At 70.5% G+C, this 24,539-nt stretch carries 20 protein-coding genes and 1 pseudogene; 9 read left to right on the top strand and 12 right to left on the bottom strand.

Translation table 11 applies throughout. The annotated features are described in order from the left end of the window. The first annotated feature begins 467 nt into the window (after positions 1–467). From CEG14_RS09570 to CEG14_RS09545, 6 genes are read left to right on the top strand one after another with little or no spacing between them, the layout of a single operon-like run. Positions 468–4,223 (top strand): nitrate reductase subunit alpha, encoded by a 3,756-nt coding sequence (locus CEG14_RS09570; protein WP_094826148.1) that lies wholly within the window; start codon positions 468–470, stop codon positions 4,221–4,223. A gap of 10 nt (positions 4,224–4,233) precedes the next feature. Further along, a complete protein-coding gene (gene narH, locus CEG14_RS09565; RefSeq protein WP_094826147.1) occupies positions 4,234–5,790 on the top strand; it encodes a nitrate reductase subunit beta in 1,557 nt (518 codons plus the stop codon). An 11-nt stretch (positions 5,791–5,801) separates the two neighbouring features. Then, positions 5,802–6,485 carry a nitrate reductase molybdenum cofactor assembly chaperone gene (gene narJ, locus CEG14_RS09560; protein ID WP_094826146.1) on the top strand — a complete coding sequence of 228 codons (684 nt, stop codon included), beginning with the start codon at positions 5,802–5,804 and terminating at the stop codon, positions 6,483–6,485. A gap of 10 nt (positions 6,486–6,495) precedes the next feature. Beyond that, a complete protein-coding gene (gene narI / locus CEG14_RS09555) occupies positions 6,496–7,182 on the top strand; it encodes a respiratory nitrate reductase subunit gamma (RefSeq protein ID WP_094826145.1) in 687 nt (228 codons plus the stop codon). 9 nt (positions 7,183–7,191) lie between these two features. Beyond that, on the top strand, positions 7,192–7,935 hold the full coding sequence (locus CEG14_RS09550; RefSeq protein WP_094826144.1) for a peptidylprolyl isomerase: 744 nt from the start codon (positions 7,192–7,194) through the stop codon (positions 7,933–7,935). 34 nt (positions 7,936–7,969) lie between these two features. Next, entirely contained in the window at positions 7,970–9,202 is a 1,233-nt protein-coding gene (locus CEG14_RS09545) for an MFS transporter (RefSeq protein ID WP_094826143.1), read from the top strand. Between the two features lie 78 nt (positions 9,203–9,280). Here the strand turns inward: CEG14_RS09545 and CEG14_RS09540 are convergent, their stop codons facing one another. From CEG14_RS09540 to CEG14_RS09495, 10 genes and pseudogenes are all read right to left on the bottom strand, one after another. After that, entirely contained in the window at positions 9,281–10,216 is a 936-nt protein-coding gene (locus CEG14_RS09540) for a CysB family HTH-type transcriptional regulator (protein ID WP_094826142.1), read from the bottom strand. A gap of 32 nt (positions 10,217–10,248) precedes the next feature. Further along, positions 10,249–10,599, bottom strand: coding sequence for a VOC family protein (locus CEG14_RS09535; protein ID WP_094826141.1), 351 nt, complete (start codon positions 10,597–10,599; stop codon positions 10,249–10,251). Positions 10,600–10,768: 169 nt separating this feature from the next. Continuing rightward, positions 10,769–11,989, bottom strand: coding sequence for a cystathionine beta-lyase (gene metC / locus CEG14_RS09530; protein WP_094826140.1), 1,221 nt, complete (start codon positions 11,987–11,989; stop codon positions 10,769–10,771). Then, a complete protein-coding gene (locus CEG14_RS09525; protein ID WP_094826139.1) occupies positions 11,986–12,630 on the bottom strand; it encodes a cysteine dioxygenase family protein in 645 nt (214 codons plus the stop codon). The genes metC and CEG14_RS09525 overlap by 4 nt, the downstream gene beginning before the upstream one ends. Before the next feature lie 27 nt (positions 12,631–12,657). Next, positions 12,658–13,473 carry an amino acid ABC transporter ATP-binding protein gene (locus tag CEG14_RS09520; protein ID WP_094826138.1) on the bottom strand — a complete coding sequence of 272 codons (816 nt, stop codon included), beginning with the start codon at positions 13,471–13,473 and terminating at the stop codon, positions 12,658–12,660. Continuing rightward, positions 13,460–14,290: an amino acid ABC transporter permease gene (locus CEG14_RS09515; RefSeq protein ID WP_094826137.1), complete on the bottom strand. Its 831-nt coding sequence runs from the start codon at positions 14,288–14,290 to the stop codon at positions 13,460–13,462. The genes CEG14_RS09520 and CEG14_RS09515 overlap by 14 nt, the downstream gene beginning before the upstream one ends. Then, positions 14,280–15,017, bottom strand: a pseudogene (locus CEG14_RS09510) (amino acid ABC transporter permease). Before CEG14_RS09510 ends, CEG14_RS09515 begins: the two are co-directional and overlap by 11 nt. Then, positions 15,014–16,273, bottom strand: coding sequence for an aminotransferase class I/II-fold pyridoxal phosphate-dependent enzyme (locus tag CEG14_RS09505; protein WP_094826136.1), 1,260 nt, complete (start codon positions 16,271–16,273; stop codon positions 15,014–15,016). The pseudogene CEG14_RS09510 and the gene CEG14_RS09505 overlap by 4 nt, the downstream one beginning before the upstream one ends. Positions 16,274–16,316: 43 nt before the next feature. Further along, complete coding sequence (locus tag CEG14_RS09500) at positions 16,317–17,189, bottom strand: transporter substrate-binding domain-containing protein (protein WP_373454185.1); 873 nt, start codon at positions 17,187–17,189, stop codon at positions 16,317–16,319. Between the two features lie 2 nt (positions 17,190–17,191). Then, positions 17,192–17,965: a transporter substrate-binding domain-containing protein gene (locus CEG14_RS09495; RefSeq protein ID WP_094827468.1), complete on the bottom strand. Its 774-nt coding sequence runs from the start codon at positions 17,963–17,965 to the stop codon at positions 17,192–17,194. A gap of 369 nt (positions 17,966–18,334) precedes the next feature. Here CEG14_RS09495 and CEG14_RS09490 point away from each other — a divergent pair, with 369 nt between their 5' ends. From CEG14_RS09490 to CEG14_RS09480, 3 genes are read left to right on the top strand one after another with little or no spacing between them, the layout of a single operon-like run. Further along, positions 18,335–19,351: an ABC transporter permease gene (locus tag CEG14_RS09490; RefSeq protein WP_094826134.1), complete on the top strand. Its 1,017-nt coding sequence runs from the start codon at positions 18,335–18,337 to the stop codon at positions 19,349–19,351. 21 nt (positions 19,352–19,372) lie between these two features. Beyond that, a complete protein-coding gene (locus CEG14_RS09485) occupies positions 19,373–20,248 on the top strand; it encodes an ABC transporter permease (protein ID WP_094826133.1) in 876 nt (291 codons plus the stop codon). A gap of 16 nt (positions 20,249–20,264) precedes the next feature. Further along, positions 20,265–22,001 (top strand): ABC transporter ATP-binding protein, encoded by a 1,737-nt coding sequence (locus CEG14_RS09480; protein WP_094826132.1) that lies wholly within the window; start codon positions 20,265–20,267, stop codon positions 21,999–22,001. A 100-nt stretch (positions 22,002–22,101) separates the two neighbouring features. On the opposite strand, the gene CEG14_RS09475 is transcribed toward CEG14_RS09480, so the two are convergent. Together CEG14_RS09475 and CEG14_RS09470 are read right to left on the bottom strand one after the other, a co-directional pair. Further along, a complete protein-coding gene (locus tag CEG14_RS09475) occupies positions 22,102–22,551 on the bottom strand; it encodes a GNAT family N-acetyltransferase (RefSeq protein ID WP_256985621.1) in 450 nt (149 codons plus the stop codon). 182 nt (positions 22,552–22,733) lie between these two features. Then, a complete protein-coding gene (locus CEG14_RS09470) occupies positions 22,734–24,533 on the bottom strand; it encodes a hypothetical protein (protein ID WP_094826131.1) in 1,800 nt (599 codons plus the stop codon). Between the last annotated feature and the right edge of the window lie 6 nt (positions 24,534–24,539).

The raw sequence follows: 24,539 nt of genomic DNA, 5'->3' as shown, positions 1-24,539 counted from the left end.
ATCCGCCTCGCTTTTGCCGGGGCGCTTGCGCTATATCAAGTCGTGGCACGACATATCGTCCCCCTGCGAGTTTTCCGCGCCCATTCCCTTGCACAATGTTCACGCAGGAGCGGCAAGCTGCCTGAGCAAGGCCGGAAGATGTTCACAGATTGACGATGATCTTTTGTCGCAGTTATCGTGAACGCGCTTTACGGTGCCAGGTTCTCGCCAACCCCTCCCCCGGAGGCAAGAATGGTGTTCGTGATTCCTTACTGTAGTCAGCGGCGAAGCGAGTTCGCCGCGTCCCCCGCCCTGGCGCCCCGCGCCGGCGCCTCCCAGACGCGCTCCGTGCCGTCCCTTCGTCTCCCCGATTCCCTCGCCTGAGCGGCCCGCGCCGCGGCGTCCTCCCACGCCCGTGCGCCCCGCCTGGCCCCGGCTCGCGCGCCGCGCGGGCGTGGCGTCACGCCACCACACATGCAGGAGTGGTCATGAGTTTCTTCCTAGAGCGCCTCAAGTATTTCACGCGGCCCCGCGAATCCTTCGCCGACGGCCACGGCAGCACCACGCGCGAAGACCGCAGCTGGGAGGCGGCCTACCGCGATCGCTGGCAGCACGACAAGATCGTGCGCTCCACGCACGGCGTGAACTGCACCGGTTCGTGCTCCTGGAAGATCTACGTCAAGGGCGGGATCGTGACCTGGGAGACGCAGCAGACCGACTACCCGCGCACCCGGCCCGACATGCCCAACCACGAGCCGCGCGGCTGTTCGCGCGGCGCGTCGTATTCCTGGTACCTGTACAGCGCCAACCGGATCAAGTATCCGATGCTGCGCGGCCGGCTGGCCCGGCTCTGGCGCGAGGCGCGCAAGACCATGGAACCCGTGCAGGCCTGGCGCCACATCTGCACCCGGCCCGAGCTGTCGGCCCAGTACAAGTCGGTGCGCGGCATGGGCGGCTTCGTGCGCGCCACCTGGGACGAGGTCAATGAGCTGGTGGCCGCCGCCAACCTCTACACGGCCAAGCACTACGGCCCCGACCGCATCATCGGCTTCTCGCCGATCCCGGCCATGTCGATGGTGTCGTTCGCGGCGGGCAGCCGCTACCTGTCGCTGCTCGGCGGCACGCTGCTGAGCTTCTACGACTGGTACTGCGACCTGCCCCCCTCCAGCCCGCAGACCTGGGGCGAACAGACCGACGTGGCCGAGTCGGCCGACTGGTTCAACTCCAGCTACATCATGATGTGGGGCTCGAACGTGCCGCAGACGCGCACGCCCGATGCCCACTTCATGGTCGAGGCGCGCTACCGCGGCGCCAAGATCGTGTCGATCTTCCCCGACTACGCCGAAGGCGCGAAGTTCGGCGACATCTGGCTGCACCCCAAGCAAGGCACCGACGCGGCCCTGGCGCTCGCGATGGGCCACGTGGTGCTCAAGGAGTTCCACCTCGAAGGCACGAGCGCCTACTTCCGCGACTACGTCAAGCGCTACTCCGACATGCCCTTCCTGGTGCGGCTGGTGCAGCAGGACGGCCGCTGGGTGCCCGAGCGCATGCTGCGTGCCGGCGACTTCGACGGCAATCTCGGCCAGGACAACAACCCCGACTGGAAGCCGGTGGCCTTCGACGAAGCGCGTGACACGCTGGTCGTGCCGCGCGGCTCGGCGGGCTTTCGCTGGGGCCAGAAGGAAGGCGGCGACCTGGGCAAATGGAACCTCGAAAGCAAGGACGGCGCGGGCGAGGACATCGACCTGCGCCTGAGCCTGGTGGGCGCGCACACCGACGTGGTGCCGGTCGCGTTCCCCTACTTCGGCGCGCGCCAGCACGACTACTTCCAGGGCACCGACCACGACGAGATCCAGCTGCGCAACATGGCGGCGCGCCGCATCGCCACGCGCGAGGGCGAGGCCCTGGTGGTCACGGTCTATGACCTGCTGATGGCCAACTACGGCCTGGACCGCGGCCTGGGCGGCGCCAACGTCGCCACCTCCTACGACGACGACGTGCCCTACACGCCCGCCTGGCAGGAGCGCATCACCGGCGTCAAGCGCGAGGACGTGATCACCGTGGCGCGCCAGTTCGCCGCCAACGCCGACAAGACCCAGGGCAAGTCCATGATCATCCTGGGGGCCGGCCTGAATCACTGGTATCACATGGACATGGCCTATCGCGGCATCATCAACCTGGTGGTCATGTGCGGCTGTGTCGGCCAGTCGGGCGGCGGCTGGTGCCACTACGTGGGCCAGGAAAAGCTGCGGCCGCAGACCGGCTGGACCACGCTGGCCTTCGGCCTGGACTGGAACCGCCCGCCGCGCCACATGAACGGCACCTCGTTCTTCTATGCCCACACCGACCAGTGGCGCTACGAAACGCTGGACGTGGGCGAGATCCTGTCGCCGCTGGCCGACCCGGCCGAGTTCGGCGGCACCATGATCGACTACAACGTGCGCGCCGAGCGCATGGGCTGGCTGCCGTCGGCGCCGCAGCTGCACGACAACCCGCTGGAAGTGGTGCGCGCGGCCCAGGCCAGCGGCCAGGACCCGGTCGCCTTCGTGACCGAAGGCATCAAGAGCGGCCGGCTCAAGTTCGCCTGCGAAGACCCCGACCATCCCAACAACCATCCGCGCAACATGTTCGTGTGGCGCTCCAATCTGCTGGGTTCGTCGGGCAAGGGCCATGAATACTTCCTCAAGCACCTGCTCGGCACCGACCACGGCGTGCAGGGCGCCGACCTGGGCGAGTTCGGCGGCGAAAAGCCGTCCGAGGTGGCCTGGCACGACGAGGCGCCGCGCGGCAAGCTCGACCTGCTGGTGACGCTGGACTTCCGCATGTCCACCACCTGCGTCTACTCCGACGTGGTGCTGCCCACCGCCACCTGGTACGAGAAGAACGACCTCAACACCTCCGACATGCACCCCTTCATCCACCCGTTCTCCACCGCGGTGGACCCGGTGTGGGAATCGCGCAGCGACTGGGAGATCTACAAGGGCTTCGCCAAGGCCTTCTCGCGCCTGGCCGAGACCGAGCTGCCGGTGGCGCACGACGTGGTGCTCACGCCGCTGCAGCACGACACCCCGGGCGAGCTGGGCAGCCCGCACGACGTGCGCGACTGGAAGCGCGGCGAAACCGAGTTCATCCCCGGCAAGACCGCGCCCTCGATCACCGTGGTCGAACGCCGCTACGCCGACCTGCACCGGCAGTTCACCTCGCTCGGCCCCCTGACCAGCAAGCTGGGCGTGGGCGGCAAGGGCATCAACTGGCAGGCCGAGAGCGAAGTCGAGCTGCTGGCCGCGCTCAACTACGCGGTCGACGAGGCCGGCGTCTCGCAGGGCCGGCCGCGCATCGACACCGACATCGATGCGGCCGAAACCATCCTGGCGCTCGCGCCCGAGACCAACGGCGCCGTCGCGGTCAAGGCCTGGCGCGCGCTGTCGCAGGTGACCGGGCGCGACCACGAGCACCTGGCGCTGCCGCGCGAGCACGAGAAGATCCGCTTCCGCGACCTGCAGGCGCAGCCGCGCAAGATCCTGTCCTCGCCGACCTGGTCGGGCCTGGAGTCCGACAAGGTCAGCTACAACGCGGGCTACACCAATGTGCACGAGCTGATTCCGTGGCGCACCCTCACCGGCCGCCAGCAGCTCTACCAGGATCACCCCTGGATGCGCGCCTTCGGCGAAGGCCTGGTGGTGTATCGCCCGCCCGTCGACACCAAGTCGGTGCAGCCGCTGGAGGGCAAGCGCGACAACGGCAACAAGACGGTGGTGCTCAACTTCATCACGCCGCACCAGAAGTGGGGCATCCACTCCACCTACACCGACAACCTCATCATGCTGTCGCTGTCGCGCGGCGGTCCCTGCGTCTGGATCTCCGAGAAAGACGCGGCCCGCGCCGGCATCGTCGACAACGACTGGATCGAGGCCTTCAACGTGAACGGCGCGCTGGTGGCGCGCGCGGTGGTGAGCCAGCGCGTGCCCGAGGGCATGACCATGATGTACCACGCGCAGGAAAAGATCGTGAACATGCCCGGCTCCGAGATCACCGGCGCGCGCGGCGGCATCCACAACTCGGTCACGCGCATCGTGCTCAAGCCCACCCACATGATCGGCGGCTATGCGCACCTGTCGTACGGCCTGAATTACTACGGCACCGTCGGCTCCAACCGCGACGAGTTCGTGATCGTGCGCAAGATGGCGCGCATCGACTGGCTCGAAGAAGAACGCAAGGACACCGCCGTGCGCGCCACGGCCTGAGGAGATCGACATGAAAGTACGCGCTCAGATCGCGATGGTCCTGAACCTCGACAAGTGCATCGGCTGCCATACCTGCTCGGTCACCTGCAAGAACGTCTGGACCTCGCGCGAAGGCATGGAATACGTGTGGTTCAACAACGTCGAGACCAAGCCCGGCGTCGGCTACCCCAAGGACTGGGAGAACCAGGCCCACTGGAACGGTGGCTGGCGCCGCCTGCCCGACGGCCGGATCGAGCCGCGCCAGGGCGGCAAGCTCAAGCTGCTGTCGCGCATCTTCGCCAATCCCAACCTGCCCGAGATCGACGACTACTACGAGCCCTTCACCTTCGACTACGACCACCTGCAGTCGGCGCCCGAGCTCAAGGCCGCGCCCACCGCCAGGCCGCGCTCGCTAATCACCGGCAAGCGCATGGAAAAGATCGAATGGGGCCCGAACTGGGAAGAGATCCTGGGCGGCGAGTTCGCCAAGCGCTCGCAGGACTACAACTTCGAGGCGGTGCAGAAAGACATCTACGGGCAGTTCGAGAACACCTTCATGATGTACCTGCCGCGCCTGTGCGAGCACTGCCTGAATCCGAGCTGCGTGGCGAGCTGCCCGTCCGGCTCGATCTACAAGCGTGCCGAGGACGGCATCGTGCTGGTCGACCAGAACAAGTGCCGCGGCTGGCGCATGTGCGTGTCGGGCTGCCCCTACAAGAAGATCTACTACAACTGGAGCAGCGGCAAGGCCGAGAAGTGCATCTTCTGCTATCCGCGCATCGAGGCCGGCCAGCCCACGGTCTGCTCCGAAACCTGTGTCGGCCGGATCCGCTACCTCGGCGTGCTGCTCTACGACGCCGACCGCATCGAGCACGCGGCCTCGGTCGAAAACGAGAAAGACCTGTACCAGTCGCAGCTCGACGTGTTCCTCGACCCGGAGGATCCCGCGGTGATCGCCCAGGCCATCGCCGACGGCGTGCCGCACGACTGGCTCGAGGCCGCGCGCCGCTCGCCCACCTACAAGATGGCGGTGCAATGGAAGATCGCCTTCCCGCTGCATCCCGAGTACCGCACGCTGCCCATGGTCTGGTACGTGCCGCCGCTCTCGCCGATCCAGTCGGCCGCCAACAGCGGCCACATCGGCGCCAACGGCGAGCTGCCCGACGTGAAGTCGCTGCGCATCCCGCTGCGATACCTGGCCAACATGCTCACCGCGGGCGACGAGGCGCCGGTGGCGCTGGCGCTCGAGCGCCTGCTCGCGATGCGCGCCTTCATGCGCGCCCGCACCGTCGAGCGCAAGGAGCGCACCGCCATCCTCGACCAGGTCGGGCTCTCGGTGGCCGAGATCGAAGAGATGTACCGCTATCTGGGCATCGCCAACTACGAAGACCGTTTCGTGATTCCGACCACCCACCGCGAGTACGCCGAAAACACCTTCGACATGAAGGGCGATTGCGGCTTCTCGTTCGGCAGCGGCTGCGGCGGTGGCGCCGACGCGGGCGCGGCCAAGTCGCCCTCGCTGTTCGGCAGCAAGCCGCGCGGCGACGCGCAGAAGATGGTGTTCATGGAAGTCGAGCGCACGCGCTGAAGGAGCGAATCATGCAAGTCACACAACACGCCGACGCCGACATCTACGCCGGCCTGGCCATGCTGCTGCGCTATCCCGAGGCCGGCTGGGTCGGTGCGCTGCCCGAGCTGCGCGCCGCCCTGCCCGCCCCGACCCGCGCCGCGCTCTCGCCCCTGCTCGCCTGGCTGGCCAACGGCGCCGACCTGATCGCGCTGCAGGAGCAGTACGTCGAGACCTTCGACAGCCGCCCGGCGCATTCGCTGCATCTGTTCGAGCACATCCATGGCCAGTCGCGCGACCGCGGCCAGGCCATGGTGGACCTGCGCGAGGAATACCTGTCGCATGGCCTCGCGCCCGATCCGGCCGAGCTGCCCGACTACATCCCGATGTTCCTGGAGTTCCTGGCCCAGATCCCGCCCGCGGACGCGCGCCGGCTGCTGGGCGACGCCGTCCATGTGATCGCGCGCCTGGGCGACAAGCTCGCCGCGGTGCAAAGCCCCTATGCCTGCGTGTTCGCGATCCTGCGCGGCATGACCGACGTCCAGCCCGAGCCCCTGCCGGACGTGCCCGAGGGCGACCTGGAAGAGCGCCCGGTGGTGTTCGGCCCGCAGGCCGGCGGCCCCGGCGCCATGCTGCAGCAGATGAACGGCCAGACCGCGCCGGTGCATTTCCATGCCACCGACCCGCGCCGCGCCACCCCCCAATCCGGTCAATGAGGAGACGGCCATGGGTGACTACCTCCATTACTTCTTCTTCTCGGTGTATCCCTACATCGCCCTCACCGTGTTCCTGCTGGGCAGCCTGGCCCGCTTCGATCGCGGCCAGTACACCTGGAAGAGCGACTCCAGCCAGCTGCTCAAGCGCGGCTCGCTGCGGCTGGGCAGCAATCTGTTCCATCTCGGCATCATCTCGCTCTTCTTCACCCACCTGGTCGGCCTGCTGACCCCGCCCGCGGTCTACCACGCCTTCGGCGTGACCACGGCCTTCAAGCAGCAGATGGCCATCATCGTCGGTGCCATCCTGGGCCTGGTCTGCCTGGCCGGCCTGTTGATCCTGATCTGGCGGCGCTGGTCGGAACCGCGCCTGCGCGCCACCTCGCGCCCGTCGGATTGGCTCACGCTGATCTGGATCCTGATCGTGCTGTCGCTCGGGCTGCTGTCGATCCTGACCTCGCGCCAGCACAGCGACGGCGAGCTGATGGTGTCGCTGGGCGACTGGGCCCAGCACATCGTGACCTTCCGCAGCGGCGCGGCCGACCTGATCGCCGGTGCGCCCTGGGTCTACCAGGTGCACATGGTGCTGGGCATGACGCTGTTCGTGATCTTCCCGTTCACCCGGCTGGTGCACGTCTGGAGCGGCTTTGCCTCGGTGGGCTACCTGGGCCGTGCGTGGCAGCTGGTGCGCTCGCGCTGAGGACACGCCATGATCACCATCAACCACACCACCATCACCGAATCGCAGCTCGAGGCCGAGGTGCCGCGCCATGACGACGCCGAAGACCCGATGATGAGCGCGGCGCACGAGCTCGTGCTGCGCGAGCTGCTGCGCCAGCGCGCCGACGCGCTCGGCATCGACGGGCCCGACGAGGAGGCCCGCATCCAGGCCGTGCTCGCCGCCGAGGTGCACACGCCCGAGGCCGACGAGGCCACCTGCCGGCGCTACTATGCGCAGCACATGCAGCGCTTCATGATGGGCGAGAGCGTCGAGGTGAGCCACATCCTGTTCCAGCTCACGCCGCGCATCGACGCGCAGAAGCTGCGCGCGCACGCCACCGGCATCCTCAACGACCTGCTGGCCGGGCGCACCGACTTCACCGAGAGCGCGCGCCGCTACTCCAACTGCCCGTCGGGCGCGGGCGGCGGCAACCTGGGCGAGCTGCGGCGCGGCGATGCCGCCGAAGAGTTCGAACGCGCCGTGTTCGCCCTGCCCGGCGACACCCTGGCGCCGCGCCTGATCGACACGCGCCATGGCTTTCACATCGTGCGCACCGGCCGCAAGCAGGCCGGCGAGCAAAGCGAGTTCGAGGCGGTGCGCCCGATGATCGCGAGCTGGCTCGAGGCCGCCAGCCGGCGCCGCGCCGAGTCGCAGTATCTGCAGCGCCTCGTGGGCCAGGCCCGCATCGAGGGCGTGGCGATGGAAGGCGCGCAAACCCCGCTGGTGCAATGAGCCGCGGCCCTGGCCCCAACAAGGAGAAACAAACATGGACCAGCCTCTGCCCAAGGCCTATCCGGTGCTGTACGCCAGCACCCTCGCCTTCATGGTCTGCTTCATCGTCTGGATGATGTTCGGCGTGCTGGGCATCCCGATACGCGAAGAGCTCGGCCTGTCGGCGTTCCAGTTCGGCCTGCTCACGTCCACCCCGGTCCTGACGGGCGCGATGTTCCGCCTGCCGCTCGGCATCTGGACCGACCGCTACGGCGGCCGGCTGATGATGACGCTGCTGCTGGTGCTGTGCGCGGTCCCGGTGTATTTCGTCACCTACGCGGCGGCGCTGTGGCAATTCCTGCTGATCGGGCTGTTCCTGGGGCTGGTCGGCGCCTCGTTCGCGGTCGGCACGCCCTACGTCGCCCGCTTCTTCCCGCCGGCCCGGCGTGGCTTCGCCATGGGCTTCTTCGGCGCGGGCACCGTCGGCGCGGCGGTCAATCTGTTCGTCACGCCCGTGCTGCTCGACCTCTACGGCTGGCGCATGGTGCCGCGCATCTATGCCGGGATGCTGCTGGTGACGGCGGTGATCTTCTGGTTCATGTCGGCGCCCGACCCCGGCGCGGGCGCCAAGGGCGGCAGCCTGGGCGCGCAGTTCAAGGTGCTGCGCAATCCCAAGGTGTGGCGCTACTGCCAGTACTACTCGATCACGTTCGGCGGCTTCACCGCGCTGTCGCTGTGGATTCCGCAGTACATGAAAGACGAGTACGGCCTGGGCATCGCCGCCGCGGCCGGCCTGGCCGCGGGCTTCTCGCTGCCGGGCTCGGTGCTGCGCGCGGTCGGCGGCGTGCTGGCCGACAAGTTCGGCGCCCACAGCACCACCTGGTGGTGCCTGTGGGTGGCCTGGATCTGCCTGTTCCTGCTGTCGTATCCCGACACCACGCTGAGCATCAAGACACTCGACGGCGCGATGAACCTGCACTTCTACCTGCCGCTGTGGCTCTTCACCGCCCTGCTCTTCGTGCTCGGCATGAGCTTCGCCTTCGGCATGGCCTCCACCTTCAAGTACGTGGCCGACGACTTCCCCGACAACATGGGCGTGGTCTCCGGCATCGTGGGCCTCGCCGGCGGCCTGGGTGGCTTCCTCTTGCCGCTGCTGTTCGGCCTCGGCCTGGACTTCGTCGGCATCCGCTCGAGCAACTTCATGCTGCTCTACGGCGTGGTGTGGGTCTCGCTCATCATCATGTACGTGTCGGAGGTGCGCAGGACGCCGATCACGGGCCAGGCGTAACGCGCGCGTCGCGCCTGGACACCGCGCCCGGCACGCCTGTAGCGGCGTGGCCGGGCGCGGGTGCATCGCGACTCACGATCAGTCTTCGATGACCTCGCCGCGCAGCGCCGATTCCACCACCGGCTGGGTCAGGGTGGGCACGAACAGCTCGATGAAGTGGTACGCGTAGCCGCGCAGCCAGGCGCCGCGGCGCACGGCCAGGCGGGTCAGGTTGATCTCGAACAGGTGGCGCGCGTCGATGGCGGTCAGGCGGGTGTCGCGTTCGGCATCCCAGGCCACCGAGGCCACGATGCCCACGCCCATCTCGAGTTCCACGTAGGTCTTGATCACGTCGGCGTCCATGGCGGTCATCACGATGTCGGGCGTGATGCCGGCGCGAGCGAAGGCCTCGTCGATATGGGCGCGGCCGGTGTAGCCGTGGCCATAGGTGATGATGGGATAGGCGGCCAGCTGCGACAGCGTGGGCGCCACCACGTTCGCCAGCGGATGCGCGGGCGGCACGATGATGCTGTGGGTCCAGCGATAGCACGGCAGATTCACCAGGCCGGGATAGTCGGCCACGGCTTCGGTGGCCACGCCGATGTCGGCCTCGCCTTCGAGCAGCATCTCGGAGACCTGCTTGGGCGAGCCCTGGTGCAGGTGCAGCACGACCTCGGGATAGCGGGTGCGGAACTCCTTGATGACCGGCGGCAGCGCATAGCGCGCCTGCGAGTGCGTGGCCGCGATCGACAGCACGCCGGTGGTTGCGCCCGCAAATTCCGCGCCGGCGTGACGGATGTTGTCGGCCGCCTGCAGAATCTGCTCGACCAGCGGCAGGATGAGTTCGCCGGGCGGGGTCAGGCCGATCAGCCGCTTGCCGGAGCGCACGAAGATGTCGACGCCGACCTCCTCCTCGAGCTCGCGGATCTGGCGGCTGACGCCGGGCTGCGAGGTGTGCAGGCTTTCGGAGACGTCGGTCAGGTTGAAATCGCGCCGGACCGCTTCGCGCACGGAGCGCAGTTGCTGGAAATTCATGATCGGGGTGCCGTGGGTTCGGTGTGCGGGGCTCAGCCCAGCAAGGCCAGCTGGTTGCCGCTGGGATCCTTCACATACATGACGCGCTCGGGCGCGTCGGGCACCGAACAGACGGGATGATGGCCCGCGGCCTGCAGCCGGTCGCGCACCTGGTCGAACGCATCGGTGCGCAGCGCCAGGTAGTCGGCCTTCACGCCCGCGGCGAGGCTCGCCACCGGCGAGAGCGAGAGCGTGGCGTTGCCCAGCGCGAAGGTCAGGCGCGAGTCGCCCTCTGCCGCCACCTCGTTCAGGCCGAGGATGTGGCGATAGAACTCGCGCACCGCGCCGGCCTGGCGGGCGAGGAACGAGAGCTGGACGGATTCGATGGACAAAATGGATGACATGCCTGGATTCCTGCTGCTGAACCAGGCACATGATAGGCACGCAAGCCCATGAAAAACAAAGAGGAAGTAATCCGGTCTACATAAGCGGAAGGATTAAGAACGACGCGGTCTAACCATATATCCGGGCGTAGGCTGGCGCGCGCCGCGCCGGCCCCGCCCGGCGCACGGCTCAGGCGCTGCGCTTGAGCCGCTCGCGCACCGCCTCGAAGGCGCGCTCCAGGTCGGCGATCAGGTCGGCCGGATGCTCCAGGCCGATGTGCAGCCGCACCGCGCTGCGCCCGCCGCGCCAGCTTGCGTGCTCGCCCAGGCGTTCCGGCGCCGCCTCCAGCGCCAGGCTCTCGTAGCCGCCCCAGGAGGCGCCGATCGAGAAGTACCTGAGCGCGTCGACAAAGGCGCCCGCGGCGCGCGGGTCGATCTGGGCGAACGAGAACGTCAGCAGCCCGTTGGCGCCGCTGAAGTCGCGCTGCCAGAGCGCGTGGCCCGGATCCTGGGGCAGCGGCGGGTAATAGACCTGCACCACGTCCGGGTGCTGCGCCAGGTAATGCGCCACCTCGGTCGCATTGACCTGATGGCGGGCCAGGCGCACGTCGAGCGTGCGGATGCCGCGCAGCGTGAGATAGGCATCGTCGGCCCCCACCGACAGGCCCAGCGCGTCGTGCACCGCCGCGAGGCGGTCGAACACGTCGGCGCTGGCGGCCGTGACCGAGCCCATCATCACGTCGGAATGCCCCGCCAGGTACTTGGTCGCCGCCTGGATCGAGATGTCGGCGCCGAGCGCGAGCGGCCGGTAGTACAGGCCGGCGCCCCAGGTATTGTCGGTGGCGACCAGCACGTCGCGCGCATGCGCCTGCGCGACGAGCGCGGGCAGGTCCAGCACCTCGTACAGCAGCGAGCCCGGCGACTCGAGGTATAGCAGCCGCGTGGTGTCGCGGATCAGCTCGGGCAACGCGTCGCGGCCGGGCGTGAAGTATTCGAGCGTGATGCCGTGCTGCGCCAGCAGCACCCGGTCGACCTTGCGCACCGGCGCATATACGCTGTCGCTCACCAGCGCATGTTCGCCGGGCTTGAGCAGCGCAAGCAGCACCAGCGTGATGGCCGACAGGCCCGATGGCGCCAGCAGCGTGCGGTAGCCGCCTTCGAGCGTGGTGATCGCCTCTTCGAGGGCCTGGTGCGTGTCCAGGCCATGGCGGCCGTAGGTCGCGACGCGATCGCCCGCGCCGCGGCGGGCCTGCAGGCGATGCTGGGCGTCGCTGTCGGCAAAGCGCACGGTGCTGGTGCGCACCACCGGCACGTTGACCGGGCCGGCGCCGTCGCGCAGGCCGGGCGAGCCGGCGTGGATCAATCGGGTACGCAGGTCGGCGTCGTCATGCGGGGCGTTGTCGCGGCTCATGCTCGGATCTCCACGCTCGGGCTCATCTGGCTGGCGTTGTAGTTGATGATGGCGCCCGTGTCGGGCTGGATGCCGATCCGGCCCGACAGGGTCTCGAGCGGGCGGCCGTACAGGTGGAAGTGCAGCGTCGGCGCGCCGTCGTCCACATGGATGCTGTGGATGTCCTCGGGCAGGAACGCAATCGCCTGGCCCGGCGCCACCACCACCTCGCGCACCTGTTCGATGCGCGCATGGCCGGGCTGGCCGCCGTCGTCGGTGCGGCGATAGACCCGGTTGAGCTCGGCGCCCGACAGCGCCACGATCACGGCCCAGGTGGTGTGGTTGTGCGGCACCGTCGTCTTGCCGGGGTTGATGGCGTTGAGGTACAGCGCGAGGTCGTCGTCGCCGTCGTCGGGATTGAGGCGGTAGCGCACCGACGACTGGGCGTCGCCCGGCGCCGGCGGCGGGAAGTCCGCGTCGGGAAACAGGTGGCGCTCGGCCGCCAGCGCTTCCAGGCGCAGCGACACGCGCGCCAGCGTCACGCGATTGAGCGGTCCGCCCTCGACCGCCTGCGCGGCCAGGATCAGGCGGATGTCGTCGAGCGCCGCGTCGATGCTGGCGCGGCGCGCGCTGGGCGCGGGGGCATGCTGTGCTGAGGTCATGCAAGGCTCCTCGTAGTCGGCTGGCGGTCAGACCGCCAGTTGCAGGGGATCGAAGGTGTAGCGGGTGTAGGGGTCGATGCGGCGCGGCGCGGCGCTGCCGCTGGCGCGCTGCAGAAAGGCGCGGGTACGGTCGCTGCGCGCCGCGCAGAACAGGGTCTCGGGCGGCCCGGATTCCACGATGCGGCCGGCCTCGGTGAAATACACCGTGTCGCTGACCTCTTCGGCGAAGCGCATCTCGTGCGTGACGAGCACGCAGGTCAGGCCGTCGTCGACCAGGTCGCGGATCACGGTCAGCACTTCGCCCACCATTTCAGGATCCAGCGCCGAGGTGACCTCGTCGAACAGGATCAGTTGCGGCGCGAGCGCCAGCGCGCGTGCGATGGCCACGCGCTGCTGCTGCCCGCCGGACAGCTCGCCCGGATAGGCGTCGGCCTTGTGCTCCATGCGCACGCGCGCCAGCAGTTCGCGCGCGCGCCGCACCGCCTGCTGGCGCGGCACGCCGGCCACCTTGACCGGTGCCGCGACCAGGTTCTCCAGCACGCTCATGTGCGGGAACAGGTTGTACTGCTGGAACACGAAGCCCACGCGCTTGCGCAGCGCGATGAACTCGCTCTCGCGCCGCAGCGCGTGCACGTCCACGTCGCCGACCCGGATCTCGCCCTGTTGCGGGCGCAACAGGCCGGTGATGCAGCGCAGGATGGTGGACTTGCCGGAGCCGGACGGGCCGATGATGGACACCGCCTCGCCCTGGCGCACCGTGATGTCGATGCCGTCGAGCACGGCGTTCTCGCCAAAGGCCAGGTGTACGTTCGACAGCCGCACGAGGGCTTCAGATTCGGGCATGGCGCCGCTCCAGGTAACGCGTCAGCCGCGCGATGGGATAGCAGTAGGCAAAGAACAGCGCCAACAGCGTGAGGTAGATGAGGATGGTGAAGTCGGTCCGCGCCACCGTGTTGCTCGCCACCGTGGCCGTGTCGACCAGGTCGTGCACGCCAACCAGCGAGGCCAGCGCGGTGCTCATGGTGATGCTGGCGTACAGGTTCATCCAGGGCGGCAGCATGCGACGCAGGCACTGCGGCAGGATCACCATGCGGAAGATCTGCGTGCGCGCGAACCCGAGCGAATGCGCGGCTTCCCACTGCGCGCTCGGAATCGACTGCACCGCGCCGCGGAAGATCTCCGCCACGTTGGCCGAGGCCGGCAGCCCGAGGCCGATCACGACCTTGATCCAGTCCGGGAACGGCACCACCCAGTGCGCGATGCCGATCTCGAACGGGAACACGTAGGTGGTGAAGTACACCAGCACCAGGATCGGCGCGTTGCGAAAGGCCAGCACGTAGACGCGCGTGAGCCGCCGCAACAGCGGCAGCGGCGACAGCGACAGCGCCCCCACCACCAGGCCGAGCACGGTGCCCAGCGCCATGGCCAGCACACTGATCTGGATGTTCGTGCCCAGGCCGCGCAGCAGCGCCGGCCACCAGAACCACAGGCGTTCGACCGCCACCGGCGCCGTGCCGGCGAGATACCACCAGGCATTGAGGGCGAGCAGCACCAGCAGCAGCTGCACCCAGCCGTCGCGCAGTATCGCGGTCGTGGCGCGCGCGACCGCGGAGCCGGCACGGCGCCCGCGCGGCAGCGTGAGCGTGGTATCACTGGCCATAGCCGGGCATCCTCAGGCGGTCTTCGAGCCAGCGGCCCGCCAGGCTCACCAGCCAGGTCAGCAGGCCGAAGTACAGCAGGATCAGCAGCAGCAGCTCCAGCACGTTGTCGCGCTGCGATCAGATCATGATCGATTCGTAGGTCACGTCGCCCACGGCGATGGCGGAGGCGATCGCGGTCATCTTGACCAGGTCCACCAGGTTGTTGACCAGGGCCGGCAGCGCGAAGCGGCACGCCAGCGGCAGTTGCACGCGCAACAGGATCTCGCCGCGGCTGAACGCCAGCGAGCGCGCCGCCTCCAGCGTGACGCCCGGCACGGCCTCGATGCCGGCGCGCAGCGCCTCGGCATGGAACACGGCCTTGTGCAACGCCACCACCAGCACCACCCACATGAAGGGCGTGACGGGATTGCCGCCTTCCAGCTTCTGCGAGATCAGCATGTTGAGCACCAGGAAGGCGCAATAGAGCTGCACCAGCGTGGGCGTGTTGCGGGTCAGCTCGACGAAGGCCGAGAGCGGGCGCGCCAGCCAGGCCCGCCCGCTGGTGAGGCCGGCGGCGATCAGCACGCCGAACAGCAGGCTCACCGGAATCGACACCAGGCACAGCTGCAGCGTCACCCACAGGCCGCGGCCGAACGCGGCACGTTCGCCCGCGTCCAGCACGAAGGCGTAGTTCAGCCCCAGCGGGCGCAGCCAGGCCACGCCTTGTTCGAGCCAGCCCTGCGTCATGCGGCCTCCTCGGCCACCCGCGTCACGCGAGGCGCGGGCCGCAGCGCCCGCACCGCGCGGCCGATGCGCTCCACCGCCAGCTCGATCTGGGCATCGGAGGTGGCGAACGAGAGCCGCAGATAGGGCGACAGGCCGTAGGCGGCGCCATGCACCACCGCCACGCCCTCGGCGTCGAGCAGCCAGCGCACCACGTCGGCGTCGTCGCGGATCTCCGCGCCGTCCGGGCGGTGGGTGCCGATCAGGCCGGCTACGCCGATCCAGGCGAAGAACGAGCCGGCCGGCGCGTGCACCGTGAGGCCCTGCACCGTCGAGAGGCCCTCCACGATGAGGCGGGCCCGGCGCGCGTAGGCCGAACGGGCCTCCACCACGAACGCGTCGGCCGCGCCTTCGAGCGCCGCCAGCGCCACCGCCTGGCCGACCGAGCTCGGGCCGGACGACACCTGCGACTGGATCGCCTCCAGCGCATCGATCAGGCCGGCCGGACCGGTGCCCCAGCCGATGCGCCAGCCGGTCATGGCATAGGCCTTGGACACCCCATTGACCAGCAGCGTGCGGCCCTGGAAATCGGGCGCCACGCTCAGCCAGTGGGCCGGCGCCTCGCCGAACCAGACCTGCTCGTAAAGCTCGTCCCACAGCACCAGGACGTCGGGATGCTGGCGCAGCACGGCCGCCAGCGCGGCGAGCTCGGCGGCGCTGTAGACCGCGCCGGTGGGATTGGCGGGGGAATTCAGGATCAGCCACCGGGTGCGCGGGCCGATCGCCTGCCGCAGACCGGCCGGCGTGAGCTTGAAGCCGTCTTCGGCGCGGGTCGGCACGATCACCGGCACCCCGCCGTTGATGCGCACGCTGTCCGGAAACGTCGGCCAGTAGGGCGCGGGCACGATCACCTCGTCGCCCGCGTCCAGCGTGGCGTTGAACGCGAGGTAGATGATCTGCTTGCCGCCATTCGAGACCAGCACTTCGCGCGCCTCCACCCGCAGGTCGTGGCGCGCGCCGTAGTCGCGGGCCACCGCCTCGCGCAGGGCCCAGGTGCCGGCGGTGGGCGTGTACTTGGTCTGCCCGGCCGCGATCGCGGCCAGCGCCGCCTGCTTGAGCGCGGGCGGGGTATCGAAGTCGGGCTCGCCGGCCGTCAGCGTCACGATCGAACGGCCCTCGGCGCGCAGCCGCGCGGCCTGCGCGCTCGCGGCCGCGATGGGCGAAACCTCGGCGGCACGGGCGCGGGCGGATAGCAAAGCGGGAAACAGGCTTGCGGTCATGATGCGGGCTCCGGATGAATGGCGGTGCGGCGCGGGGCCGCGGTCAGGGATTGGGCGTTTCGGGCGGGGCGGCGTCGAACTCGCCCTTCTGCGCCTTGTCGCGCGACTGGCGCAGGTAGTCGGCGGGCACGCCCCATTTCTCGGCCTCGCTCACCAGCAGGCCGCTGCGATGCCAGTCGCGGATCACGTTGTCGACGTAGGCGCGCGTGTCGGCCTCGCCGCGGCGCGTCCAGATCACGGTGGGCGACGGGATCAGCTGGTCGGGCGTGGCCAGCGCGAAGGCGGTCCACTCCCCGGCGCTCTTGCCGTGCAGCACTTCATAGAGCGCGGGCTGGATGTGCACCGACGCGTCGCAGGTGCCGCCCTTGAGCGCCAGCAGCGACTCGGGAATGTTGCGCAGCCCCTTGACCACGGCGCCATAGGTTTCCTGCAGCGGCTTGGCATAGTTGCTGCCCTGCGAGACGCAGGCCACCTTGCCGCGCAGGTCTTCCCAGCGCGTGATGCCGCTCTTCTTCGAGACCATCGCCGCGCCGCCCACGAGGTTGTAGGGCGTGGGCGCGTAGCTCAGGATCTCGCTGCGCTCCTGGGTCCACTGGATATTGGCGATCAGCAGGTCGACCTTGCCCGCCTGCAGGAACTGCACGCGCGTCGATGCCGTCACGGGCACCGTCTCGAGCTGCACGCCGAGCCGGCGCGCGATGTCCTGGCCCAGCTCGGCCTGGAAGCCGCCGACCTTGCCGGTCGCCGGGTCGAGCACGCCGAACGGCGGGCTCGCGCCGTCCACGCCCACCACCAGCTTGCCGCGCTGCTTGATCTTCTCCAGCGTGGCATCGGCCCACGCCGTGCCGTGGCCCAGCAGGGCCAGCAAGACGGCCGCACCCGCGGCGCGCCGGATCATGCCTGTTCTGCGGTCCATGGTCAGCTGCCCTTCACGACCTGGTCGTGCAACTGGGGCAGCACCGGATTGGGCGGCGTGATGCCGACCCGCTTCTCGGTCTCGATCAGCCAGCCGGTGCGATGCCAGTCGCGGATCACTTTGTCGACCGCCGCAATGGTGTCGGCCTCGCCCTTGCGGGTCCAGACCACCGAATCGGCCGGCAGGATCTCGCTGGCGATGGGCGCGTGATAGTCGGCCCATTCCGGGTTGCTCCTGAGCAGCGGATGGATGAGCGTCGAGTCGTGCACGGCGGCCACGCACAGGCCGCCCTTGAGCGCGAGCAGCGAGTCCGAGGAGCTCTTGTAGCCCTTGACCTGGGCGCCGTAGTCATTGGCCAGCGGCTTGGCGAAGCTCGAACCCTGCGACACGCATACCGGCTTGCCGCGCAGGTCTTCCCAGGTCTTGATGCCGCTGTTCTTGCGCGTGGCGGCCGCACCCCCCACCCGATAGAAAGGCGTGGGCGCATAGCCCAGGCTCTCCGCGCGCTCGGGATTGAGCTCCATCGATGCGATGAGCAGATCGACCTTGCCCGAGAGCAGGAATTGCACGCGCGTGGCGGTCTGCACCTGTACCAGCTCGACCGGCACGCCCAGGCCCTCGCCCAGCTTGCGCGCCAGCTCGGGGTTCCAGCCCACCAGCTGCTGCGTGGCCGGATCGATCGAGCCGAACACGCCGCCGTTGACGAGCACGCCGATCGTGACCTTGCCCTTTTCGCGAATCTTGTCCTGCGTCGCGTCCGCGTGCGCCAGGCCCATGCAGACCAACAGGCCGAGCGCCGCACCGCTGCGCAATGCGAAGCGGCGCGCGAATCGGGCCAGGCGGCGGGTGGGTTCTTGTTTTGCCATGAGTGCGATACCTCGGGGGAGAAAACGGGAGAGTGCGCACATCGTGCAAGGCGTCCAGCACGGCGACAAAGAAGGCTTTCAACTATGGATATGCGCGGCTCCGGCCGCCGCGCACGGCCCGCCGCCCCCGCCGCCCGCCGCCACCGCGAGCGCCCCGCCCCGGCCGGACGGCCAACCCCCACGCTTCCGACTTTGCATATGCGCTTTGCTTCGTAGCCCTGCGCGCCGGCGCGCTTCTACGATCGCCCTTCGCTCCCCTGTCCTTCGCCCTGGATGCTTATGTCCGCCGACGCCACTCCGACGTGCCCCTCCCGCCTGCTCGCGCTGCCGCGCGCCGCCCTGCGTGGCGTGCTGCACGCGCTGCCCACCGTGGCCGGCGTGATCCTCCTGAGCTTCTTCCTGATGCAGGCCGTGCCCGGCGACGCGGCGGACGTGATCGCGGCCGAATCGGGCTCGGCCACGGCCGAAAGCATGGCGGCCGTGCGCACGCATTTCGGGCTGGACCTGCCCGTGCTGCGCCAGCTCGGCAACTATCTGGGCCACCTGGCACGCCTCGACCTGGGCGTGTCACCGCGCTACAACACGCCGGTGGCCGACCTCATCGGCAGCCGGCTCGGCAACACGGCGCTGCTGATGACCACGGCGCTCGGCACCGCGCTGCTGGCCGGCATCGTGCTGGGCACCCTGATGGCGAGCCACGTCGGCCGCTGGCCCGACCGCCTGCTCTCGCTGGCCGCCCTGCTGCTCTATTCGACGCCGGGATTCTGGCTCGGCCTGATGGCGATCATCGTGCTGTCGGTGCAGCTGGGCTGGCTGCCGCCCGGCGGCGTGAGCACGATCGGCGCGGCCGACACCGGCGCCTGGGCCCACGCGCTGGATGTGGCGCGCCATCTGGTGCTGCCCACGCTTGCGCTGGCGGGCTTCTACGTGGCGATCTTCGCGCGCCTGACGCGGGCGGCCATGCTGGAGGTCAGCCGCCAGGACTTCGTGCGCACGGCACGCGCCAAGGGCGTGGCGCCGCTTGCCGTGACGCTGCGCCACATCCTGCGCAACGCGCTCATGCCGGTGCTGACCGTGGCGGGCCTGAACTTCGGCACGCTGCTCGGCGGCGCGGTCGTGGTCGAGACCGTCTTCAGCTGGCCCGGTCTCGGCCGCCTCGCCTACGAATCGGTGTCCGCGCGCGACTACGTGGTGCTGATGGGCATCCTGATCCTGTCTTCGCTGCTGGTGATCGTGGCCAACCTCCTGGTCGACCTGGCCCAGACCGCCCTGGACCCGCGCGTGCGCGCCCGCTGAACCTTCCCGGACTGCCTGAACATGACGATGCTTGCTTCACCCGCGCTGCCGCGCGCCCATGCCTGGCGCGCCCATGCGCTGGGCCGATATGTGTTGAACCCGGCCGGGCTGACGGGCCTGGCCCTGCTGCTCCTGGTGGCCGCCGCCGCGCTGGCCGCGCCCTGGCTCTATCCCGGCGATCCGCTCGACATGGTGGGCACGCCCCTGTCCTGGCCCGGCCAGGACCCGGCCTTCCCGCTGGGCACCGACACCATGGGCCGCGACGTGGCGGCGGGCCTCGCCCACGGCGCGCGCGTGTCGCTGCTGGTGGGGCTCACGGCGGCCGCGCTGGCGCTCGGCATCGGCGTGACCGTGGGCGCGGCGGCCGGCTATTTCGGCGGCTGGACCGAACGCGTCCTGCTGCGCGTCACGGAGCTGTTCCAGACGGTGCCCGCGTTCCTGCTGGTCATCGTGCTGGTGGCGATCTACCAGCCTTCGGTGCGGGTCATCGCGCTCGCCATCGGGGTGTCGTCGTGGCCGGTGGTGGCGCGCCTGGTGCGCGCCGAGTTCCGTTCGCTCGTGCACGCGGAGTTCGTGCTGGCCGCCCGCAGCCAGGGCTATGGCCACCTGCGCATCATCCTGGCCGAAATCCTGCCCAACGCGCTGCCGCCCATCATCGTGACCACTTCGGTGCTGGTGGCCAACGCCATCCTGATGGAGTCGGCGCTGTCCTTCATGAGCCTGGGCGACCCGAACGTGGTGTCGTGGGGCAGCATGATCGGCGATGCGCGCGAGATGCTGCGCACCGCCTGGTACCTGGCGGCGCTGCCCGGCCTGTCGATCGTGGCCACCGTGCTGGCCCTCAACCTGATCGGCGACGCGGCCAACGACGCCTTCAATCCCCGCCTCGCGCGCTGAGCCCGGAGACCGCTCGATGACACTCGCCCCCGCCCTGCTGGAAGTGCGCGATCTGCAGGTACGCTTCGCCACGCCCGGCGGCCATCATCACGCCGTGCGCGGCCTCGACCTGACGCTGGCCGCCGGCCGCAGCCTGGCGCTGGTCGGCGAGTCCGGCTGCGGCAAGTCCACCACCGCGCTGGCGCTGCTGCGCCTGCTCGCGCCCGGCGCCGCCGTGTCGGGCTCGGTGCGCCTGGATGGCCGCGAACTCGGCACGCTCGACGAGGCCGCCTTCCGGCGCCTGCGCGGCGGCGAGATCGCGATGATCTTCCAGGAGCCGATGACCTCGCTCAACCCGGTGCACACCGTCGGGCAGCAGATTGCCGAGGCGATACGCTGCCACGAAGACCTGCCGGCCGCCGCGCTGCAGGCGCGCGTGCTCGAACTGCTGGAGCGGGTGCGCATCCCGCGCGCGGCGCAGCGCCAGCACGACTATCCGCATCAACTCTCCGGCGGCCAGCGCCAGCGCGTGATGATCGCCATGGCGATCGCCTGCCGGCCGCGCCTGCTGGTGGCCGACGAGCCCACCACCGCGCTCGACGTGACGGTGCAGGCCGCCATCCTGGGTCTGCTCGACGAGCTGCGCCAGGAGCTCGACATGGGCCTGCTGCTGATCACGCACGACCTCGGCGTGGTGCGCGAGCGCGCCGACGAGGTCATCGTGATGCACGACGGACGCGCGGTGGAGTCGGCGCCGGTGGCGCAACTCTACGCGCGGCCCGCCCATCCCTATACGCAGGGCTTGCTGGCCGCGTCGCTGCATACCCGCCCGGAACTGCGCGCGCGCGACGCGCGGCTGCCGGAGATCCGCGTGCGGCGCGGGCCCGACGGCGCGGCGCAGGACTATGCGGTGGTGACGCCCGCGGCCGCGACCGCGACCGCCGTCCCCCGGGCTGCCGCCGCGGAGGGTCCGCTGCTCAGCGTGCGCGGGCTGCAAACCCGCTATGCGCACCGCGGCAACGCGGTGATGGCGGTGGACGGCGTGGACCTGGACCTGTGGCCGGGCGAGACGCTGGGCCTGGTGGGCGAGTCCGGTTGCGGCAAGTCCACGCTGTCGCGCACGCTGCTGCGGCTGACGCCCGCGCACGCAGGCACGGCCCTGATCGAAGGCACGGATCTGCTGCGCCTGAACGAACGCCAGCTCAAGCCCTGGCGGCGCCAGGTGCAGATGGTGTTCCAGGATCCCTATGCCTCGCTCAACCCGCGCCACTCGGTGGGCGGCATTCTGGGCGGGGTGCTGCAGGCGCACGGCGTGGGCGACCGCCACGAACGCGCCGCCCGCGTCGAACAGATCCTGCGCCAGGTGGGCCTGCCGGCCGACGCGGCGCGCCGCTATCCCAATCAGTTCTCGGGCGGGCAGCGCCAGCGCATCGGCATCGCGCGCGCGTTGATCGCGCGGCCGCGCCTGCTGGTGCTCGACGAGCCGGTGTCGGCGCTCGACGTGTCGGTACAGGCGCAGATCCTCAATCTGCTGTCCGACCTGAAGGCCGAGCTCGGGCTGTCGTACCTCTTCATCTCGCACGACCTGTCGGTGGTGCGCTACTTCTGCGACCGCGTGCTGGTGATGCAGGCCGGCCGCATCGTGGACCAGGGCACGCCGGACGCCCTCTGGCAGCGGCCCGGCCACGCCTACACGCGCGAGCTGCTGTCGGCCATGCCGGGCACCCAGGCCGTGGCTGGCCACGCGCCGGCGCCGCAGCGCCTGCGCGCCTGAGGCCGGGCGTGTCGGGGCGCCGGTGGCGCGGCGAGGGGCCGTTGGCAGCACGCTGATCGGACGCCCGTCGGACGGGGCCCTTGCGAGGCGCCGCCGAGGCTCAGGCCCCGTCGAACGCCGGGTGGTAGAACACCTCGCCGCGCGCGTGGGCGTCGCGCAGGCGCCGCACCTGGAAGAACTCGGGCGGCACGCCGGCCAGCACCAGATCCGGGTCGGGCGCAAAGCCGAAGCGCCCATAGAACGCCGGGTCGCCCAGCACCACGCAACCGCCGACCTGCGCGGCCCGGGCCCCTTCGAGGCCCGCCAGCATGAGCGCGCCGCCGATGCCCAGGCCCTGGTGCGCCGGGTTCACCGCGATCGGGCCCAGCCCCCACCACCCTTCGCTGCCGTCCGCGATGCGCACGGGCGAGAACGCCACGTGCCCCACCACCTGCCCATCGAGCCGGGCCACCAGCGACTGCGCCAGCGCGCCCGCCGCGCGCAGCTTGCGCACCACCTCGTGCTCGGTGTAGCTGCTGTAGGGGCTGGCGGCGAAGGCGGCCAGGATCACCGTATCGATGGCGGCGTCGTCTTGCGGCTGTTACGGGCGGATGTCGAGGTTCATGGCGTAAGGGCTCGGTGCGGGGTTGCGGGCAGGCGGCGCGAGGCGCGTCTGCGTCCAGCATAACCACGCCGGCGCGCCGCGTGCGGTGCCCGCCCGCCCGCGGCTTGCGCCGGATCAAGCCGGGCCGCTCACTGGAAGGTGTGCGACACGGAGGCGCCCTGGCCGTTGCGGATCTGCACCGTCTGCGTGGCGGGCGGCAGGTTGCCGTTGCGCACCGTGATCACGTAGCGGCCCGGCCGCAGGCACAGCGACCGCAGCGGCGGGCTCACGCCCCGCGCGGTGCCGTCGACCAGCACCTCGCCCCAGGGCTGGATGTTGAGCCGCAGCGGCGCCGTGCAATTGCCGCCCGCCAGCGCGTCGGGTGCGGCCGGCGCCGGCGTGTCGGCCGGCGTGGCGGCGAGCGTCCCGTCCGCCGGCTGCGGCGCGGCGCTGGCGGGGCTGGTCGTCGAGGGACTGGTCGTCGAGGGGCCGGCGGACGCCGGGTCGGCGCCGCCTGGCGCGGCCGTGCCTGCGGCGGGCGGCTGGGTCGGCGGCGCGTCCGGGGCCGGCGTGCCGGACACCGCTGCCCCACCGGCTGCGGGAGGGGTGGCAGGCGATCCTGCGGCAGGCGATCCTGCGACCGGGTCGGGCGGTGGCGCCCCGGCCGCGTTCGAGGGCGTGGCCGCGCCCGCTGCGGGCGGGGTCGCGGCGCTCGGATTGCCCGCGGCGGGATCGGTGGCGGCGCCCGGCGTCGCGCCGTTGCCCGCGCCGGCCGGCGTCGTCGGATCCGGGGAGGCCTGCGGACGCGCGTCCGGACGCGGCGCCGCGCCGGGCGAGGCGTCGCCGCCGGCCGTCGGCGCGCGGCTCGGCACGTTGTTGGCCGCGCTGAGCGGCGGCGGTTCGGGCGGCATCGCGTCGCGCTCGCCGCTGTCGCCGCCCGTCCGGGCCACGCGATCGGGCAGCAGCGCCGTGTCGCCGCCGCGCAGCCACAGCACCACGCCAAAGGCGAGCGCCGCGCCGACCATGGCCATCATCAGCCACGGCGCATGCGTGCGACGCGACCGCGCGGCCGGGGCGGCGGGTGGGCGATCGGCGGCTGGGGCGGCGGTTGCGGCGGCTGCCAGCGCCGCGCCGGATTCGGCCTCGGCGGATGCCGTTGCGCGCGCAACCGGTTCCACTGCGTCCGCTGTCTTGCGCACCGGCGCCGGTTCTTCCGCCATTTCAGAGTCGTGCGTGTGCGCCGGGCGCACCAGCTCCTGCGGACGCGGCGGCGCCGCCACCGGCGTGGCGGCCGGCGCCGCGGCGGGCGGCATGGCTGCCGAAGCCACGCCTGCCGGCGCCGTCCCGGCCGGCGCCGCCGCGACGGCCGCTCCGCCTGCCGCCGCGGCCACCGCGGCGGTTGCAGCCGCAACCGGCGCCGACGCGGCCGTGATGCCCCAGCCGGCCAGCGCCTGCGGGTCGCGCGCCTGCGGCGGCAGGGCCAGGTTGCGGTCGAGCGCCGCGAGGAACGCCGGCTCGTAGCCCTTCACGCGGCCCGCGAGCGGCGACCAGGTGTCGTTGACGCAGCGGCTCGGCACCGCGGGCGGCGCCTCGCCGCTCACCATCAGCGCGGCCACGGCGGCCAGCGCGTAGGCGTCGGTCCAGGGTCCCGGCCGCAGCTCGGGATCGTCGCTGAACTGCTCCAGCGCCTGGAACGGCGTGGCCGCATCGGGCCTCATCGGCTCGGCGGCCGCGCTCGCGGGCGCGAGCAGATGCGCGCCGCCTTGCGCGTCCAGTCCGATGCTGTTGGGCGCGACCGCGCCATGCGCGCGGCCCTCGGCGTGCAGCGGTGCGAGCAAGGCCCGCAGCTCGTCCAGCACGCGCGCAATGCGGGCCTGCGGCACGCCGCCGCGCAGCACCGCGGGCAAGGTATCGAGTCGAAGCAGGCCGGCCTGCGGTTGGGTCGACATACGTAT

The sequence above is a fragment of the Bordetella genomosp. 1 genome, assembly GCF_002261335.1.
In the GTDB taxonomy this organism is placed as follows: Bacteria; Pseudomonadota; Gammaproteobacteria; order Burkholderiales; family Burkholderiaceae_B; genus Bordetella.
This window is presented reverse-complemented; position numbering and strand designations above follow the sequence as displayed.